We start from the raw sequence: 14,415 nt of genomic DNA, 5'->3' as shown, positions 1-14,415 counted from the left end.
CCGGCCCTACCCAGGGCCGTCCACAACGAAGTACCAAGGAGAGAACAAGATGTCCTTGAACAGCAGTTGTTCCCGGGTCCCGCTGCGCAGCCTGCTGGCGCGCCGCCTCGTCATGGCGGCAGCCGCGCTCGCAGCGTTCTGCCCGCCGGCCTGGATGGCCGAGCCGGTGCAGGCGCATGCGGCGGCCGTGCAGGGACGCGAGAGCGGCGCGCGCAGCGTGATGCGCGCCTACTTCCGCGACCTGCAGCAGGCCCGCGCCATTGCCCACAGCCGGTTCGAGACGCTCGAATCGAAATACGAGCTCGGCTATCTGATCGTCAATGCCAATGCCGACGAGATGCGGGAGTTGCGCGCTCTCGGTTTCCGTCTGGAGCCCGACGACCAGTGGCTGCAGCAGCAGGCCGCACAGGCCCGCCAGGAAAGCCAGCAGCTGCAGCAGCAGCGCGCTGCGCTTGCCCGGCTGCAGGGCACCACGAGTGCCTCGCCGTCGGTCACTGCACAGGCGTTTACCGGCATCCCCGGCTACGCCTGCTACCCGCTGGTGGAGGAGGTTTTCGCGGAGGCCGACGCGCTGATTGCCGTGCGGCCCACGCTGGCGTCCTGGATCGACGTGGGCGACTCCTGGGAAAAGACCCAAGGGCTGGGCGGCTATGACCTGCGCGTGCTCAAGCTCACCAACTCGGCCATCGGCGGCAGCAAACCCAAGCTGTTCGTCAATGCCGGCATCCATGCGCGTGAATACACGACCACGCCGCTGGTGCTGGAGTTCGCGCGCCGGCTCGTCAACGGCCACGGCGTCGATGCCGACCTGACCTGGATCCTCGATCACCATGAAGTGCACCTGCTGCTGGTGACCAACCCCGACGGCCGCAAGAAGGCCGAGACAGGCCTGTTGTGGCGCAAGAACACCAACCGCAACTACTGCGGCGCCAACAGCAACAGCCGCGGCGCCGACCTGAACCGCAACTTCACCTTCGGCTGGAATTCCACCGGCGGTTCGGGTTCGAGCGGCAATGCCTGCAACGAAACCTACCGCGGGCCGAGCGCGTCATCGGAGCCTGAAACCCGTGCCGTCGAGGCCTACATCCGCAGCCTCTGGCCCGACCGCCGCGGCCCGAACCGCACCGACCCGGCGCCTTCGGACACCAGCGGCATCCACCTCGACATCCACAGCCACGGCCGCCTGCTGCTGTGGCCCTGGGGCACCGCCGGTTCGGTGGCCGGCAACGACACGCAACTCGCCACGCTGGGTCGCAAGTTCGCCTACTGGAACGGCCACACGCCGCAGCGTTCGCTCGACCTCTATGAAACCGACGGCACCAGCGACGGCCCGAGTTATGGCGAGCTCGGCGTGGCGGCGTTCACCTTCGAGCTGGGCACCGCGTTCTTCGAGCAGTGCAGCTACTACAACAACACGCTGCTGCCGGGCAACATGCCCGCGCTCATCTATGCCGCCAAGGTGGTGCGCACGCCCTATGTCACGCCGGCCGGGCCCGACGCCTACAACCTGGCGGTGAGCGGCAATGCGGCCACCGGCGTACCTGCGGGCACACTCGTCACGCTTTCGGCCACGGTGAACGACACCCGCTACAACAACAGCAACGGCACCGAGCCCACGCAGAACATCGCGGGCGCCGAGTACTACGTGGACAACCCTCCCTGGGTGGCCGGCGCGACGCCGGTGCCGATGTCGGCGGCCGACGGCGCCTTCAATGCCGGCAGCGAAGGGGTCACTGCCAGCATCAACACCACCGGCTGGTCCGCGGGCAAGCACATCGTTTTCGTGCGCGGCCGCGACGCCAGCAACAACTGGGGGGCATTCAGCGCGGTCTACATCACGATCGACCCGAATGCGGGCACCGCGCCGGTGGCGGCCTTCGACTTCAGCGCCAGCGGGCTGAGCGTGAGCTTCACCGATCGCAGCACCGACAACGGCAGCATCACCGCGCGCAGCTGGACCTTCGGTGACGGCAACACGTCCGCCGCCGCCAACCCGTCGCACACCTACGCGGCCGCCGGCGCCTACAACGTGACGCTCACCGTCACCGACAACGAAGGCAAGACCGGCAGCATCACCAAGCCGGTGAGCGTGTCGGACGACGGTGTCCCGGTGCTGGCCAACGGTGCGGTGGTGAGCAGCCTGTCCGGCGCGCGGGGCAGCTGGCGCTACTACAAGGTGAACGTGCCGGCCGGGGCCCGCAACCTGAGCATCTCCACCAGCGGCGGCTCGGGTGACGTGGACCTGTACACCCAACTGGGCGTGAAGCCCACCGCCTCGAGCAACAACTGCGCGAAGGAAAGCTCGACGAACAGCGAGACCTGCACCTTCGCCACGCCGGCCACCGGCTGGACCTACATCGGCCTGTACGCCTACCGCGCCTTCTCGGGCGTGACCTTGCGCGTGACTTTCACGCCGTGATGCAGGCGGGCGCCTCGCGCCCGTCACTGTGCCAGGCACGGAAGGCCTCGCGGCTCAACGCCGCGAGGCTTTTCGCTTTCAGGCGCCGCCGAGCAGCCTTTGCAACAGCAGCGCCGCCGGAAGCGGCCGCACATCGTCGCCGTGTTCGGCAACCCAGGCATCCGCCGCGGCGCCGTGCTCGTACACGCCCAGCCGGGCGGCGTCGAACGCGTCGAGTCCCTGCGACCACAGGCCGCCGACCCAGCCGGCCAGCACGTCCCCGGTGCCCGGGCTGGCCAGTGCTGCATTGCCGCTGGCATTGACCGAGGGCGCCAGCTTCGGGGCTGCGACGACGCTGCCGGACCCCTTGAGCACCACGACCGCCTGGAAGCGTTCTGCCAGCTGACGGGCCGCCTGCAGACGATCGGCCTGTACCTGCGCCGTCGTGCAGTCCAGCAGGCGGGCAGCTTCGAGCGGGTGTGGCGTCAGCACCGTCTGCAGGCCGTGCGACCTGCGCGCTGCCAGGCGCTGCGCCAGTTGCGCATCGGCAGCCGCCGCGTTGAGGGCGTCCGCGTCGAGCAGCAGCCTGCGGCTGCGCAGCAGCAGTGCCGGCAGCGCTGCGCCCACCACCTCGCCGCCGCCACAGCCGCACACCACGGTAGCTGCGGCCAGCGTGTCGCCGCCGGGAGCACGACGGCGAAACATGAGCTCGGGATGCGCCGGGTCGCAGCCGGGGTTGTACTCGTCGTCGAGCAGATGCACATACACGCGCCCGGCCCCGGCATGCAGGGCAGCACGCGAGGCCAGCAGCGCCGCGCCGGTCATCGACGGCGCGCCACCCACCACCCAGAGGTCGCCGTAGCTTCCCTTGTGGTGAGCATGCCGCCGCCGTGGCCGCAGGCGTGCCGCAGGCGAGGCGGTGAGCAGCCGCGCGCCGGCCGGCGGCCCGGCGTCGATGTCTGCGCGCAGGCCATCGAACCAGACTTCGCCGACATGGTCGCGGCCGCTGCCGGTGAACAGGCCGGGCTTGAGCGTCAGCAGGCAAAGCGTCCAGCGGGCATGCACGCAGCATGCGGCATCGAGCGGCTGGCCGCTGTCGGCGCCCAGTCCCGACGGCAGGTCGATCGCCAGCACGGGGGTCTCGCCCCTGCCGAGGGCGCCGATCGCTGCGGCCACCTCTGCGGCGGGCGGGCGACTCAGTCCGAGGCCCAGCAGGCCGTCGAGCACCAGATCGGCGGATGTGAGCCGTTGTGGAGGGGCCGCTGTGGTGCTGATCGAAACGCCCGCCTCGCGGGCGCGCCGCAAGGAGGCCTGGGCATCGGCCGGCAGCCGCGAGGCGTCGCCCAGCAGGGACACGCTGACCGCGCGCCCGGCGCGATGCAGGTGGAACGCCGCCTCGAGTGCATCGCCGCCGTTGTTGCCGGGGCCTGCGGCGGCCCATACCCGCCTTGCGTGAGGTTGCACAGCCATGGACAGGCGGGCCACGGCAAGGCCGGCTCGCTGCATCAGCGAGTGGGGCGGCAGTGCGGCCGCCAGGGCGGCCTCGATCTCGCGGCTGGCCGCCGTGTCATGCAGAGGCCAGCCGTCCGAGGGGGCGGCGGCACTTGCGGGAGGGGGGAGGATGCGCTGCAGCGCAGTGTCGGGACGGCCATGCATGGGCCGACGGTAGCGGTGCACCGCCCGGTGTGCAAGCCGATCGGCTCAACTGCGATGCCGGTAGCGTTCGGCGCTGAAGCCCCGCACGTCGACGGCCGGTGCGCGGTTGCCCATCAGGTCGGCCAGCAGCCGCGCGCTGCCGCAGGACAGGGCCCAGCCGCTGGAGCCGTGCCCGAGGTTGAGCCACACACCGGGTTGGCCGCTGGCGCCGATCAGCGGCGGACCGTCCGGCAGCATCGGGCGCGCGCCCTTCCACAGCTGCGGCCGTGCCAGGTGGCCGGCACCGGGGAACCAGTCGTCCAGCACCTTGTAGAGCGTCGCGATGGCTGCCTCGCTGTGGCGTTCCGGATGGCCGCCGATTTCGGCGCTGCCGGCCACGCGCACTCTCTGGCCCAGGCGGCTGATGGCGATCTTGTAGCGCTCGTCCATCAGGGCCGATCGCGGACCGCGCTCCGGCGCGCGCAGCGGCACGGTCAGCGAATAGCCGTACACCGGCAGCAGCGGCACGTGCAGGCCGAGCTGCTGCACCAGGCGGACGGACGCCACCCCAGCGCAGATGACCACGGCATCGAAGCGTTCGTTGCTCACCGGATCGAGGTAACGGGCTGCGGCCTGGCTGCGCCGCTTCAGGCTTTCATGTCGATTGCGCTTGTGGTCCAGGCCGCCGGGCCCCGTGGTGGGCACTGCGCCGCGGCTGGCAGCAAAGCCTGTGGTCAGCGCGTGCTGCTCCACCCGCAGCATGGGTCGACCCTGCTCGGTGCCGATGGTGGACACCTCGGTCGCGAACCGGAATTCCACGCCGCGCCGCTCGGCGGCATCGCGCAACAGGTGGGCGAACTGCCGGCAGTTGCCGACCTCGTCCTGCGGCAGGTGGATGCCGCCGTGCAGCGCCTGCGCGGCGTTGAGCGCGGGCTCCACCGCGCGGCACTGTTGCGCGTCGAGCTCGCGGAAGCTCACGCCCAGTTCGCGCAGCATCGCCAGGCCGGGTTCCGCCAGCGCGCGGTCTTCATCGTTGCGCAACAGCACGAGATAGCCCTGGGAGCGCTCGTAGTCGAGCCGCAGCGACTGGGTGAGGCTGTGCAGGCGCGCGCGGCTGTACTGGGCCAGCGCATAGAGGTCGACCCGATTGCGCTGGTAGACCTCGGGCTTGCATGCCTTGAGCCATCGCAGGATCCAGTTCCATTGCGCGGCATCGAACGAAGGTTTCCACCGCACCGGGGCATGGCGGCTGAACAGGTAGCGGGCGATCTTGCCGGGCATGCCGGGGGCGGCCCAGGGGGTGACGTATCCCGGCGCCACGAGTCCTGCGTTGGCGAAGCTTGCCTCGGCCGCGACGCCGCCGCGCCGTTCGAACACGGTCACTTCATGCCCATCGGCCGCCAGCTCGTGGGCCGTGGTGGTGCCGATGATGCCGGCACCGATGACTGCAACTCTCATGTAGTGGCCTTGGTCCTTGCGAGCAGGGCGGCCTCGACGGCCAGCGCCGTGTCGAGCAGGCGGTCGTCGCGGTGGCCGGGTGCCCACAGCATCAGGCCGACCGGGGGCGTGCCCGGCGCCTGGCAGGGCAGGGTGATGGCGCAGCCGTCGAGCAGGTTCACCACGATGGTGTTGCGCAACAGCAGGGCGTTGGTGTGGAAGAAGGCGTCGTCGTCGCCCTCCAGCCCGGCGATCGGCGGGGCCGGGATCGGCACCGTGGGCGACAGCACGGCGTCGAAACCGCGGAGGGCGGCGTGCATGCGCACCATCCACTCGCGCCGGTTGCGGTGCAGGTCGACATAGTCGGCTGCGGACATGGTTTCGCCGATGCGGATGCGCCTGGCGACGCGGTGGTCGTAGTCGGACTCGTGCCCGGCCAGCAGTTCACGATGCCAGGCCCACGCCTCGGCGGCGGAAAAACTGCCGCGGGCCTGCATGCCGGCAAGTTCGGAGATCTCGGGAAGCGGCAGTTCCTCGATGCAGGCGCCGGCTTTCGACAGCGTATCGAGGCTGGCATCGAAGGCGCGTGCCACCGAGGGGTCTAGGCCTTCCTGCATCACCGCGCGCGCCACGCCGAAACGGCTGGCGCGCAGCGGCCGCCCTTCGAGCACGACCTGGCGGTCGGCCAGCACCTCGTGCAGCAGCACGGCGTCGCGCACCGTGCGGGTGATGGCACACACCGTGTCCAGCGTGGTCGACAGCGGCAGCGCACCGGCCGTGGGCGTGAGCGAAGCGGTGTTCTTGAAGCCCACCAGCCCCTGCAGCGCGGCCGGGATGCGAATGGAGCCGGCAGTGTCGGAGCCGAGCGCGGCCAGGGCGGCCCCGCTCGCCACCGAGACGGCGCCGCCGGAGGTCGAGCCTCCCGGGATGCGCGGCGTCGCGTCGCCCAGGCGGGCCGTGGCCACGTTGGCCGGCGTGCCGTAGTGCGGGTTGATGCCGACTCCCGAGAACGCGAACTCCGTCATGTTGCTGCGCCCGATCAGGGCAGCGCCGGCCCGGCGCAGGCGGGCGACCGCTGCAGCGTCGGTGGTGGCCGGCGCGGCGTCGCGCAGCACCTTCGATCCGGCGGTCGTCACTTCACCGCGCACATCGAACAGGTCCTTCACGCTCACCGCCAGCCCGGCGAGCGGGGAGACCGGCTGGCCGGCGGCACGGGCATGGTCGGCCGCACGGGCCGCGGCTGCGGCGTCGTCCGCACGCAGCCTGGTGAAGGCGAAGTGCGCAGCAGGCAATGCCGCGGCGGCGAGGCAGGCGTCGAGCAGGTCGCCGGCGGTGCGGGTGCCGTTGCGCACGTGCTCGCGGGCGGCGATCAAGTCGTCTGCCATCTGGGTGCTATACTCTCTGGGTTTATCCGGATGCGGCCTGTGCCAGGGACTCCTGAGGCGGGCTTGCAGCGGATGAACAACTCGCAAACCCGGCCACCAGAAGGTGTTGCAGAAGGCGTTGCATTTGATGCAGCCGTTTGCAATTCAGGCCGGATTTTAGACACAACCTTTGGAGCATCCATGCCCTTCACTATGCGTGAAATGCTGGAAGCGGGCGTCCATTTCGGACACCAGACCCGCTTCTGGAACCCCAAGATGGCCCCCTATATCTTTGGCCATCGCAACAAGATCCACATCATCAACCTCGAGAAGACGCTGCCGCTCTTCGAAGAGGCGATGAAGTTCGCCCGCCAGCTCGCGTCCAAGCGCGGCACCATCCTGATGGTTGGCACCAAGCGCCAGGCCCGTGAAGTGGTGGCCCAGGAAGCCCAGCGCGCCGGCATGCCCTACGTCGACCAGCGCTGGCTCGGCGGCATGCTGACCAACTTCAAGACCGTCAAGGGTTCGCTGAAGAAGCTCAAGGACATGCAGGCCCAGGTCGAGGCCGGCACCCAGCCCGCGATCAAGAAGGAAGCGCTGATGTTCCAGCGCGAGATCGCCAAGCTCGAGAAGGACATCGGCGGCATCCAGGACATGAACGCGCTGCCTGACGCGCTGTTCGTCATCGACGTCGGCTATCACAAGATCGCCGTGGCCGAAGCCCAGAAGCTCGGCATCCCGGTGATCGGCGTGGTGGACTCCAACCACTCGCCCGAAGGCATCGACTACGTGATCCCCGGCAACGATGACTCGGCCAAGGCCGTGGCGCTGTACGCCCGCGCGATCGCCGATGCCGTGCTGGAAGGCAAGGCCAACGCGGTCAGCGAAGTGGTGCAGGCCGCCCAGAGCAGCGACGAATTCGTGGAAGTCAGCGACGCTGCCTGAGCCCGGTAGCCCGCGCGCAGACAAGCGCAACAAGAAGGGGCTGATTCAGCCCCTTTTTTTCAACAGAATCTTTTGTGTGCCGGCGGTGCGAGCGCCGACGGCGAACCGAACGGAGAACCCAATGCCTGCAATCACCGCCAGCATGGTCGCTGACCTGCGCGCCAAGACCGACGCTCCGATGATGGAGTGCAAGAAGGCCCTGACCGAAGCAGACGGCGACATGGCCAAGGCCGAGGAGATCCTGCGCGTCAAGCTGGGCAACAAGGCCAGCAAGGCCGCATCGCGCATCACCGCCGAAGGCATCGTGGCTGCCCACATCGACGGCACCACCGGTGCGCTGGTCGAAATCAACTGCGAAACCGACTTCGTGTCGAAGAACGACAGCTTCCTGGCGCTGGGCAAGGCCCTGGCCGAGCTGGTGGCCAAGCACAACCCGGCCGACGTGGCGGCCCTGTCGGCGCTGCCGCTGACGCTGGGCGACTTCGGTCCCACCGTGGAAGAAGTGCGCAAGGGCCTGGTCGGCAAGATCGGCGAGAACATGACGATCCGCCGCTTCAAGCGATTTGCCGGCGACAGCAAGCTGGCCAGCTACCTGCACGGCACCCGCATCGGCGTGGTGGTCGAGTACACCGGCGACGACGTTGCCGCCAAGGACGTGGCGATGCACGTTGCCGCCATGAAGCCCGTGGCGCTGCAGGCTGCCGACGTGCCGGCCGACCTCATCGAGAAGGAGCGTTCCGTTGCGACCGCCAAGGCTGCCGAATCCGGCAAGCCGGCCGACATCGCCGCCAAGATGGTCGAAGGCTCGGTGCAGAAGTACCTCAAGGAAGTCTCGCTGTTCAACCAGGCCTTCGTGAAGAACGACAAGCAGACGGTGGAACAGATGCTCAAGGCTGCCAACACTGCGGTCAAGGCGTTCACCCTCTACGTGGTGGGCGAAGGCATCGAGAAGAAGCAGGACGATTTCGCCGCCGAAGTGGCTGCGCAGGTCGCCGCTGCCAAGGGCCAGTAAGGCCGGTTGCCACCGACGTTTCACCTACACTTCGCCACCATCTCGACAAGGGAGCCCTGAATGCCGGCGTACAAGCGCATCCTGCTCAAACTCTCCGGTGAGGCGCTGATGGGCGACGACGCCTACGGCATCAACCGTGCGACCATCGTTCGAATGGTGCGCGAGGTGCAGGAGGTGACCAGGCTCGGCTGCGAGGTGGCGGTGGTGATCGGCGGCGGCAACATCTTCCGCGGCGTGGCGGGCGGCTCGGTCGGCATGGACCGTGCGACCGCCGACTACATGGGCATGCTGGCCACGGTGATGAATTCGCTGGCGCTGGCCGACACGATGCGACAGGAAGGCATGACGGCCCGCGTGATGTCCGCCATCAGCATCGAGCAGGTGGTCGAGCCCTATGTGCGCCCGAAGGCGCTGCAGTACCTCGAAGAAGGCAAGGTGGTCGTGTTCGCTGCCGGCACGGGCAACCCGTTCTTCACCACCGACACGGCCGCGGCGCTGCGCGGCGCCGAGATCGGCGCCGAGGTGGTGCTCAAGGCCACCAAGGTCGACGGCGTCTATACGGCCGATCCCAAGAAGGACCCGACCGCCACGCGCTACAGCCAGATCAGCTTCGACGAAGCCATCGTCAAGAACCTGCAGGTGCTCGATGCCACGGCCTTCGCGCTGTGCCGCGACCAGAAGCTGCCCATCAAGGTGTTCAGCATCTTCAAGCCGGGGGCCCTGAAGCGCGTGGTGATGGGCGAGGACGAGGGCACGCTGGTCCACGTTTGATGCGCCACGTTTGAGGAGCAGACGATGACGATTGCAGATATCAGGAAGACCGCCGAGCAGAAGATGGCTCGGTCGATCGAAGCGTTCAAGAACGAACTCACCAAGATCCGCACCGGCCGCGCCCATACCGGCCTGCTCGACCAGGTGCACGTGGAGTACTACGGCTCGATGGTGCCGCTGAGCCAGGTGGCCAACGTGAGCCTGCTCGATGCCCGGACCATCAGCGTGCAGCCTTGGGAGAAGGGCATGGGCCCGAAGATCGAGAAGGCGATCCGCGAGTCCGACTTGGGCCTCAACCCCGCGGCGCAGGGCGACCTGCTGCGCGTGCCGATGCCTGCCCTGACCGAAGAGCGCCGCAAGGAACTCACCAAGGTGGTCCGGCATACCGGCGAAGAAGCCAAGGTGGCAGTGCGCAACCTGCGCCGCGACGCCAACGAGCATGCCAAGAAGCTGCTCAAGGACAAGGCCATCACCGAAGACGAAGAGCGCCGCTCGCAAGACGAAGTGCAGAAGCTCACCGACCGCACCATTGCCGAGATCGACAAGCTGATCCACGGCAAGGAAGCGGAGATCATGGCCGTCTGACCGGCCGGATTCCGTCGGCAACATGGCACTGTTCAAGCTGCGTTCCGCCGTGAAGCGGGAGCCCGTCGTCGCGACCGTTCCCCGCCACATCGCCATCGTGATGGACGGCAACGGCCGCTGGGCCAAGAAGCGCTTCATGCCGCGCGTGTTCGGCCACAAGCACGGCGTCGATGCCCTGGTCCGCACGGTCAAGGCCAGTGCCGACCGCGGAGTCGAGTACCTCACGGTCTTTGCCTTCTCGTCCGAGAACTGGAAGCGGCCTCAGGAAGAGGTCTCCGGCCTGATGGGGCTGGCGCTCGCCACTGTGGCCAATCACCTGGCCAAGATGACGACCGAAGGCGTGCGCATCCGCATCGTCGGCGACCTCTCGACCGTGTCCGACAAGGTGCGCGCAGCGCTGGCGCAGGCAGAGGCCGCAACCGCGCACAACACGCGCATCCACCTCACGGTCGCGTTCAACTACGGTGGCCGCTGGGACGTGCTGCAAGCGTGCCGCCGGGCCATCGAGGCCGGTGTCGCGGCCGACCAGCTCGATGAAGCCAGGCTTGCGCAGTTCATGGCGCTGAAGCACGCGCCCGACCCCGACCTCTTCATCCGCACCGGGGGCGAGCTGCGCGTGTCCAACTTCCTGCTCTGGCAGATCGCCTACTCCGAGCTCCATTTCACCGATTGCCTGTGGCCGGACTTCGGCGAGGCGGAGCTGGACGCCGCCCTCGTTGCCTATGCAGGCCGCGAACGGCGCTTCGGTGGTGTCGAGGCCGCCGAGCCGGCTGCCGCGGCCGATGCACTGACAACCTCAGGATCCTGACCATGCTCAAGCAGCGTGTGATCACCGCAGTCGTGTTGCTGGCGGTGCTGCTGCCCGCGCTGTTCGCCAAACCGCTGTGGCCCTTTGCCTGGCTGAGCCTGGCTGCCGCGTCGGCAGGCGCCTGGGAATGGGCGCGCCTGAACGGGTTGCGCGGCGCCGCTGCTGTTCTTCTTGGAGTGGCGGTGCTCGCGGGCGGTGCGCTCACGTGGTGGTCCGGCTGGGCGCTGCAGGCCACGCAATGGCCCTGGTGGGCCGCGATGCTGGTGTGGGTGCTGGGCGGGGCGTTCGTGCTGAGCAGGGGCGTCGCCGGTTGGCCCGGGCTGCCCGCTGCGCTGCGACTCGTGCTGGGCGTGCTGCTGCTGTGGCTGGCCTGGCTGGCACTGGTGCAGGCCAAGGCGCTGGGCGTGAACTTCCTGCTGTCGGTGTTCTGCCTGGTCTGGGCGGCTGACATTGCCGCCTACTTTGGCGGCCGCGCATTCGGCCGCCGCAAGCTGGCACCGGCCATCAGTCCGGGCAAGAGCTGGGAGGGCGTCTGGAGCGGCATGCTCGGCGTCGTCGTCCTGGCGGTGTTGTGGCTGGCGCTCGACCGGCGCGGCCTGGTCGACAGTGCCAGCCTCTACACGCGTGTGAGCCAGCAGATCGGCTGGCTCGGCATGGGCGTTGCGGTGCTGTTCCTCGCGGCGATGAGCGTGGTGGGCGACCTGTTCGAGTCCCTTGTGAAGCGCAGCGCGGGCGCCAAGGACAGCAGCAACCTCCTGCCGGGCCACGGCGGGGTGCTCGACCGCATCGACGCCTTGCTGCCGGTCCTTCCGCTGGCGATGGCGCTGGTTTCCCTCTGAGGTGGACATGCAGTTTCCCCGCCGCCAACGCGTGTGCGTGCTTGGCTCGACCGGCTCCATCGGCACCAATACGCTCGACGTGATGTCGCGCCACCCGGAACGCTACGAGGTGTTCGCGTTGACGGCGCACAGCCGGGTCGACGCGCTCTTCGAACAATGCGTGCGCTGGCGGCCGCGGTTTGCGGTGTTGCCCGAGGCGGCACAGGCAGCAAGCCTGCAGGACAGGCTGCGCCGGGAAGACCTGCCCACCGAGGTGCTCTGCGGGCCGCAGGCTCTGGCCGACATGGCCGCGCATCCGCAGGTCGACGCGGTGATGGCAGCCATCGTCGGCGCCGCCGGCCTGCCACCCTGCCTGGCCGCTGCGCGCGCCGGCAAGCGTCTGCTGCTGGCCAACAAGGAAGCGCTGGTGGTTGGCGGGGCGCTGTTCATGCGGGCCGTCGAGCAAGGCGGCGCCACGCTGCTGCCGATCGACAGCGAGCATTCGGCCATCTTCCAGTGCCTGCCCGAAGACCGCAGCGCCTGGCGCCAGCGCATCGACCACATCGTGCTCACGGCTTCCGGCGGGCCGTTCCGCCAGCGCGACCCGGCCAGCCTGCGTGACGTGACCCCCGACCAAGCCTGCGCTCACCCGAACTGGGTCATGGGCCGCAAGATCTCGGTCGATTCGGCCACCATGATGAACAAGGCCCTCGAAGTCATCGAAGCCCGGTGGCTGTTCGATCTGTCGCCCGAGCAGATCCGCGTGGTGATCCACCCGCAGAGCATCATCCACTCGATGGTGGTGTGCCGCGACAACTCAGTGCTGGCGCAGCTCGGCACTCCCGACATGCGGGTGCCCATCGCCTATGGCCTGGCCTGGCCCGAGCGCGTCGAATCGGGCGCATCCTGCCTCGACTTCACGGCCCTGTCGGCGCTGACCTTCGAGCCGGCCGACGACACGCGCTACCCCGGGCTTCGCCTGGCCTGGGACACGCTCACCGGCCCTGCGGGAAGCACCGCAGTGCTGAATGCGGCCAACGAGGTGGCCGTGGCCGCATTCCTCGCAGGAACCATCCGCTTCGACCAGATTCATAGCGTCAACGCACGGACGCTCGAGACGTTGGTGATCGAACGGGGCAGCACCGAGAGCCTCGAAGGTCTGCTGGCGCTGGACGCGCGGGCGCGCGAGGCGGCAGCGCAGGCCGCCAACACCACACTTGCATGACCACTGTCGTCGCCTTCCTGATCACGCTCGGTGTGCTCATCGTGGTGCACGAATACGGGCACTACCGTGTGGCGGTGGCCTGCGGTGTGAAGGTCCTGCGCTTTTCCGTGGGCTTCGGGCGCGTGATCTGGCGCCGGCAGCGGGGCGACACCGAGTTCGCGGTATCTGCCATTCCGCTGGGCGGCTACGTGAAGATGCTCGACGAGCGCGAAGGCGAGGTGCTTCCCCACGAATTGCACCGGGCCTTCAATCGCAAGCCCCTGTGGCAGCGCGCCGCCGTCGTGGCCGCCGGCCCCGTTGCCAATCTTGTGCTTGCGTGGTTCCTGTTCGCGGCGGCGTCCTGGTGGGGTGTGAACGAACCCAAGGCGGTGCTGGGTACCCCTGAACCGGCCAGCCTGGCCGAGCAGGCCGGAGTGCGATCAGGCGACTGGGTGCGCGCGGTCTCCACCGACGGCAGCGAATGGACCGACGTGGCTTCGTTGCCGGAGCTGAGCTGGTACATCACCCAGGCGGTGCTGAATTCGGAACGCCTGCATCTCGAGCTGACCGACTCCCAAGGACACGGCCGGCGCAACGCGGTGCTCGAACTCGGCCGGCTCGCTGCGAAGGATGTGGACGCGCAGCTGATGCGCCGCATCGGCGTTCTCCAGCCCTACAGCGAACCGCTGCTGCGCGACGTAGTGGCCGGCGGGCCCGCCGGGCAAGCCGGGCTGCAGAAGGGCGACCGCGTCCTGTCGGTGGACGGCGAAGCCGTGCCGGACGCCACGCGCCTGCTGCAGATCATCCGCGGCGCCGTGCAGGGCACCGAGCCGAGGCCGATGGTCTGGCGAGTGCAGCGTGGCCAAGAGGTGATCGAGGCCACCGTGACACCTGCCGTCGTGCAGGACAAGGACCGGTCCGTGGGGCGCGTCGAGGCCTACCTCGGCGGTGCGGTGGACATGGTGCTGGTGCGCCGTGGCGTGTTCGAAGGGCTGGGCCGTGCGGCAACGCGGACCTGGGATACCGCAGCGCTCAACCTCACGATGCTCGGCAAGATGCTCATCGGACAAGCGTCGCTCAAGAACCTGAGCGGTCCGCTGACCATTGCCGACTATGCGGGGCAGTCGGTGCAGCGTGGCGTCGCCTACTACCTGGCCTTTCTGGCCATCGTCAGCGTGGGCCTGGGGGTGCTGAACCTGCTGCCGCTGCCGATGCTCGATGGCGGACACCTCATGTATTATCTTTTCGAAGGAGTGACGGGCCGGCCGGTCTCGGACGTGTGGCTGGATCGGCTGCAACGAGGGGGACTCGCCATCATGCTGCTCATGATGTCACTCGCCCTCTACAACGATGTGGCCCGCCTGCTGGGCCTGCACTGACAACGCATGCGCCTCCTCTCCCGTCTGCCTCGCTCCCTTCAACCGACCCTCATCGCTTC

The 14,415-nt window shown here is 68.6% G+C and carries 12 protein-coding genes; 9 read left to right on the top strand and 3 right to left on the bottom strand.

What is annotated here, in order from left to right; genetic code table 11:
- Positions 1 to 49 precede the first annotated feature (49 nt).
- On the top strand, positions 50 to 2,419 hold the full coding sequence (locus E8D38_RS00850) for a M14 family zinc carboxypeptidase (RefSeq protein ID WP_140625820.1): 2,370 nt from the start codon (positions 50 to 52) through the stop codon (positions 2,417 to 2,419).
- A gap of 78 nt (positions 2,420 to 2,497) precedes the next feature.
- Here E8D38_RS00850 and E8D38_RS00845 read toward each other — a convergent pair whose 3' ends face one another.
- The 3 genes from E8D38_RS00845 to E8D38_RS00835 are packed head-to-tail and all read right to left on the bottom strand — an operon-like array spanning position 2,498 to position 6,855.
- Positions 2,498 to 4,054: an NAD(P)H-hydrate dehydratase gene (locus E8D38_RS00845; RefSeq protein WP_140625819.1), complete on the bottom strand. Its 1,557-nt coding sequence runs from the start codon at positions 4,052 to 4,054 to the stop codon at positions 2,498 to 2,500.
- 45 nt (positions 4,055 to 4,099) lie between these two features.
- Entirely contained in the window at positions 4,100 to 5,491 is a 1,392-nt protein-coding gene (locus E8D38_RS00840; RefSeq protein ID WP_140625818.1) for an FAD-dependent oxidoreductase, read from the bottom strand.
- Positions 5,488 to 6,855 carry an amidase gene (locus E8D38_RS00835; RefSeq protein ID WP_140625817.1) on the bottom strand — a complete coding sequence of 456 codons (1,368 nt, stop codon included), beginning with the start codon at positions 6,853 to 6,855 and terminating at the stop codon, positions 5,488 to 5,490. The genes E8D38_RS00840 and E8D38_RS00835 overlap by 4 nt, the downstream gene beginning before the upstream one ends.
- 180 nt (positions 6,856 to 7,035) lie before the next feature.
- On the opposite strand from E8D38_RS00835, the gene rpsB reads away from it, so the two are divergent.
- The 8 genes from rpsB to rseP all read left to right on the top strand — a co-directional run bounded on the left by rpsB (position 7,036) and on the right by rseP (position 14,356).
- Positions 7,036 to 7,779, top strand: a complete 744-nt coding sequence (rpsB, locus tag E8D38_RS00830; protein WP_140625816.1) for a 30S ribosomal protein S2 — start codon at positions 7,036 to 7,038, stop codon at positions 7,777 to 7,779.
- 121 nt (positions 7,780 to 7,900) lie between these two features.
- Positions 7,901 to 8,791, top strand: coding sequence for a translation elongation factor Ts (gene tsf, locus E8D38_RS00825; RefSeq protein ID WP_140625815.1), 891 nt, complete (start codon positions 7,901 to 7,903; stop codon positions 8,789 to 8,791).
- A 60-nt stretch (positions 8,792 to 8,851) separates the two neighbouring features.
- Positions 8,852 to 9,562 carry a UMP kinase gene (gene pyrH / locus E8D38_RS00820; RefSeq protein WP_140625814.1) on the top strand — a complete coding sequence of 237 codons (711 nt, stop codon included), beginning with the start codon at positions 8,852 to 8,854 and terminating at the stop codon, positions 9,560 to 9,562.
- Between the two features lie 24 nt (positions 9,563 to 9,586).
- Positions 9,587 to 10,147 carry a ribosome recycling factor gene (frr, locus tag E8D38_RS00815; protein WP_140625813.1) on the top strand — a complete coding sequence of 187 codons (561 nt, stop codon included), beginning with the start codon at positions 9,587 to 9,589 and terminating at the stop codon, positions 10,145 to 10,147.
- 22 nt (positions 10,148 to 10,169) lie between these two features.
- Positions 10,170 to 10,955 carry a polyprenyl diphosphate synthase gene (uppS, locus tag E8D38_RS00810; protein ID WP_140625812.1) on the top strand — a complete coding sequence of 262 codons (786 nt, stop codon included), beginning with the start codon at positions 10,170 to 10,172 and terminating at the stop codon, positions 10,953 to 10,955.
- 2 nt (positions 10,956 to 10,957) lie between these two features.
- Positions 10,958 to 11,794 carry a phosphatidate cytidylyltransferase gene (locus tag E8D38_RS00805; protein WP_140625811.1) on the top strand — a complete coding sequence of 279 codons (837 nt, stop codon included), beginning with the start codon at positions 10,958 to 10,960 and terminating at the stop codon, positions 11,792 to 11,794.
- A gap of 7 nt (positions 11,795 to 11,801) precedes the next feature.
- Positions 11,802 to 12,998, top strand: coding sequence for a 1-deoxy-D-xylulose-5-phosphate reductoisomerase (gene ispC / locus E8D38_RS00800; RefSeq protein ID WP_140625810.1), 1,197 nt, complete (start codon positions 11,802 to 11,804; stop codon positions 12,996 to 12,998).
- Positions 12,995 to 14,356: an RIP metalloprotease RseP gene (rseP, locus tag E8D38_RS00795; RefSeq protein WP_140625809.1), complete on the top strand. Its 1,362-nt coding sequence runs from the start codon at positions 12,995 to 12,997 to the stop codon at positions 14,354 to 14,356. The genes ispC and rseP overlap by 4 nt, the downstream gene beginning before the upstream one ends.
- The last annotated feature ends 59 nt before the right edge of the window (positions 14,357 to 14,415 follow it).

The sequence above is a fragment of the Methylibium rhizosphaerae genome (genome assembly GCF_006386545.1).
GTDB lineage: Bacteria > Pseudomonadota > Gammaproteobacteria > Burkholderiales > Burkholderiaceae_C > Pseudorivibacter > Pseudorivibacter rhizosphaerae.
This window is presented reverse-complemented; position numbering and strand designations above follow the sequence as displayed.

Excerpts from the sequence above, each read along its gene's own strand:
- frr (WP_140625813.1), top strand. The coding sequence starts at position 9,587 with ATGACGATTGCAGATATCAGGAAGACCGCCGAGCAGAAGATGGCTCGG.
- E8D38_RS00840 (WP_140625818.1), bottom strand. The coding sequence starts at position 5,491 with ATGAGAGTTGCAGTCATCGGTGCCGGCATCATCGGCACCACCACGGCC.
- ispC (WP_140625810.1), top strand. The coding sequence starts at position 11,802 with ATGCAGTTTCCCCGCCGCCAACGCGTGTGCGTGCTTGGCTCGACCGGC.
- rpsB (WP_140625816.1), top strand. The coding sequence starts at position 7,036 with ATGCCCTTCACTATGCGTGAAATGCTGGAAGCGGGCGTCCATTTCGGA.
- E8D38_RS00850 (WP_140625820.1), top strand. The coding sequence starts at position 50 with ATGTCCTTGAACAGCAGTTGTTCCCGGGTCCCGCTGCGCAGCCTGCTG.
- E8D38_RS00805 (WP_140625811.1), top strand. The coding sequence starts at position 10,958 with ATGCTCAAGCAGCGTGTGATCACCGCAGTCGTGTTGCTGGCGGTGCTG.
- rseP (WP_140625809.1), top strand. The coding sequence starts at position 12,995 with ATGACCACTGTCGTCGCCTTCCTGATCACGCTCGGTGTGCTCATCGTG.
- E8D38_RS00845 (WP_140625819.1), bottom strand. The coding sequence starts at position 4,054 with ATGCATGGCCGTCCCGACACTGCGCTGCAGCGCATCCTCCCCCCTCCC.
- pyrH (WP_140625814.1), top strand. The coding sequence starts at position 8,852 with ATGCCGGCGTACAAGCGCATCCTGCTCAAACTCTCCGGTGAGGCGCTG.
- uppS (WP_140625812.1), top strand. The coding sequence starts at position 10,170 with ATGGCACTGTTCAAGCTGCGTTCCGCCGTGAAGCGGGAGCCCGTCGTC.
- tsf (WP_140625815.1), top strand. The coding sequence starts at position 7,901 with ATGCCTGCAATCACCGCCAGCATGGTCGCTGACCTGCGCGCCAAGACC.
- E8D38_RS00835 (WP_140625817.1), bottom strand. The coding sequence starts at position 6,855 with ATGGCAGACGACTTGATCGCCGCCCGCGAGCACGTGCGCAACGGCACC.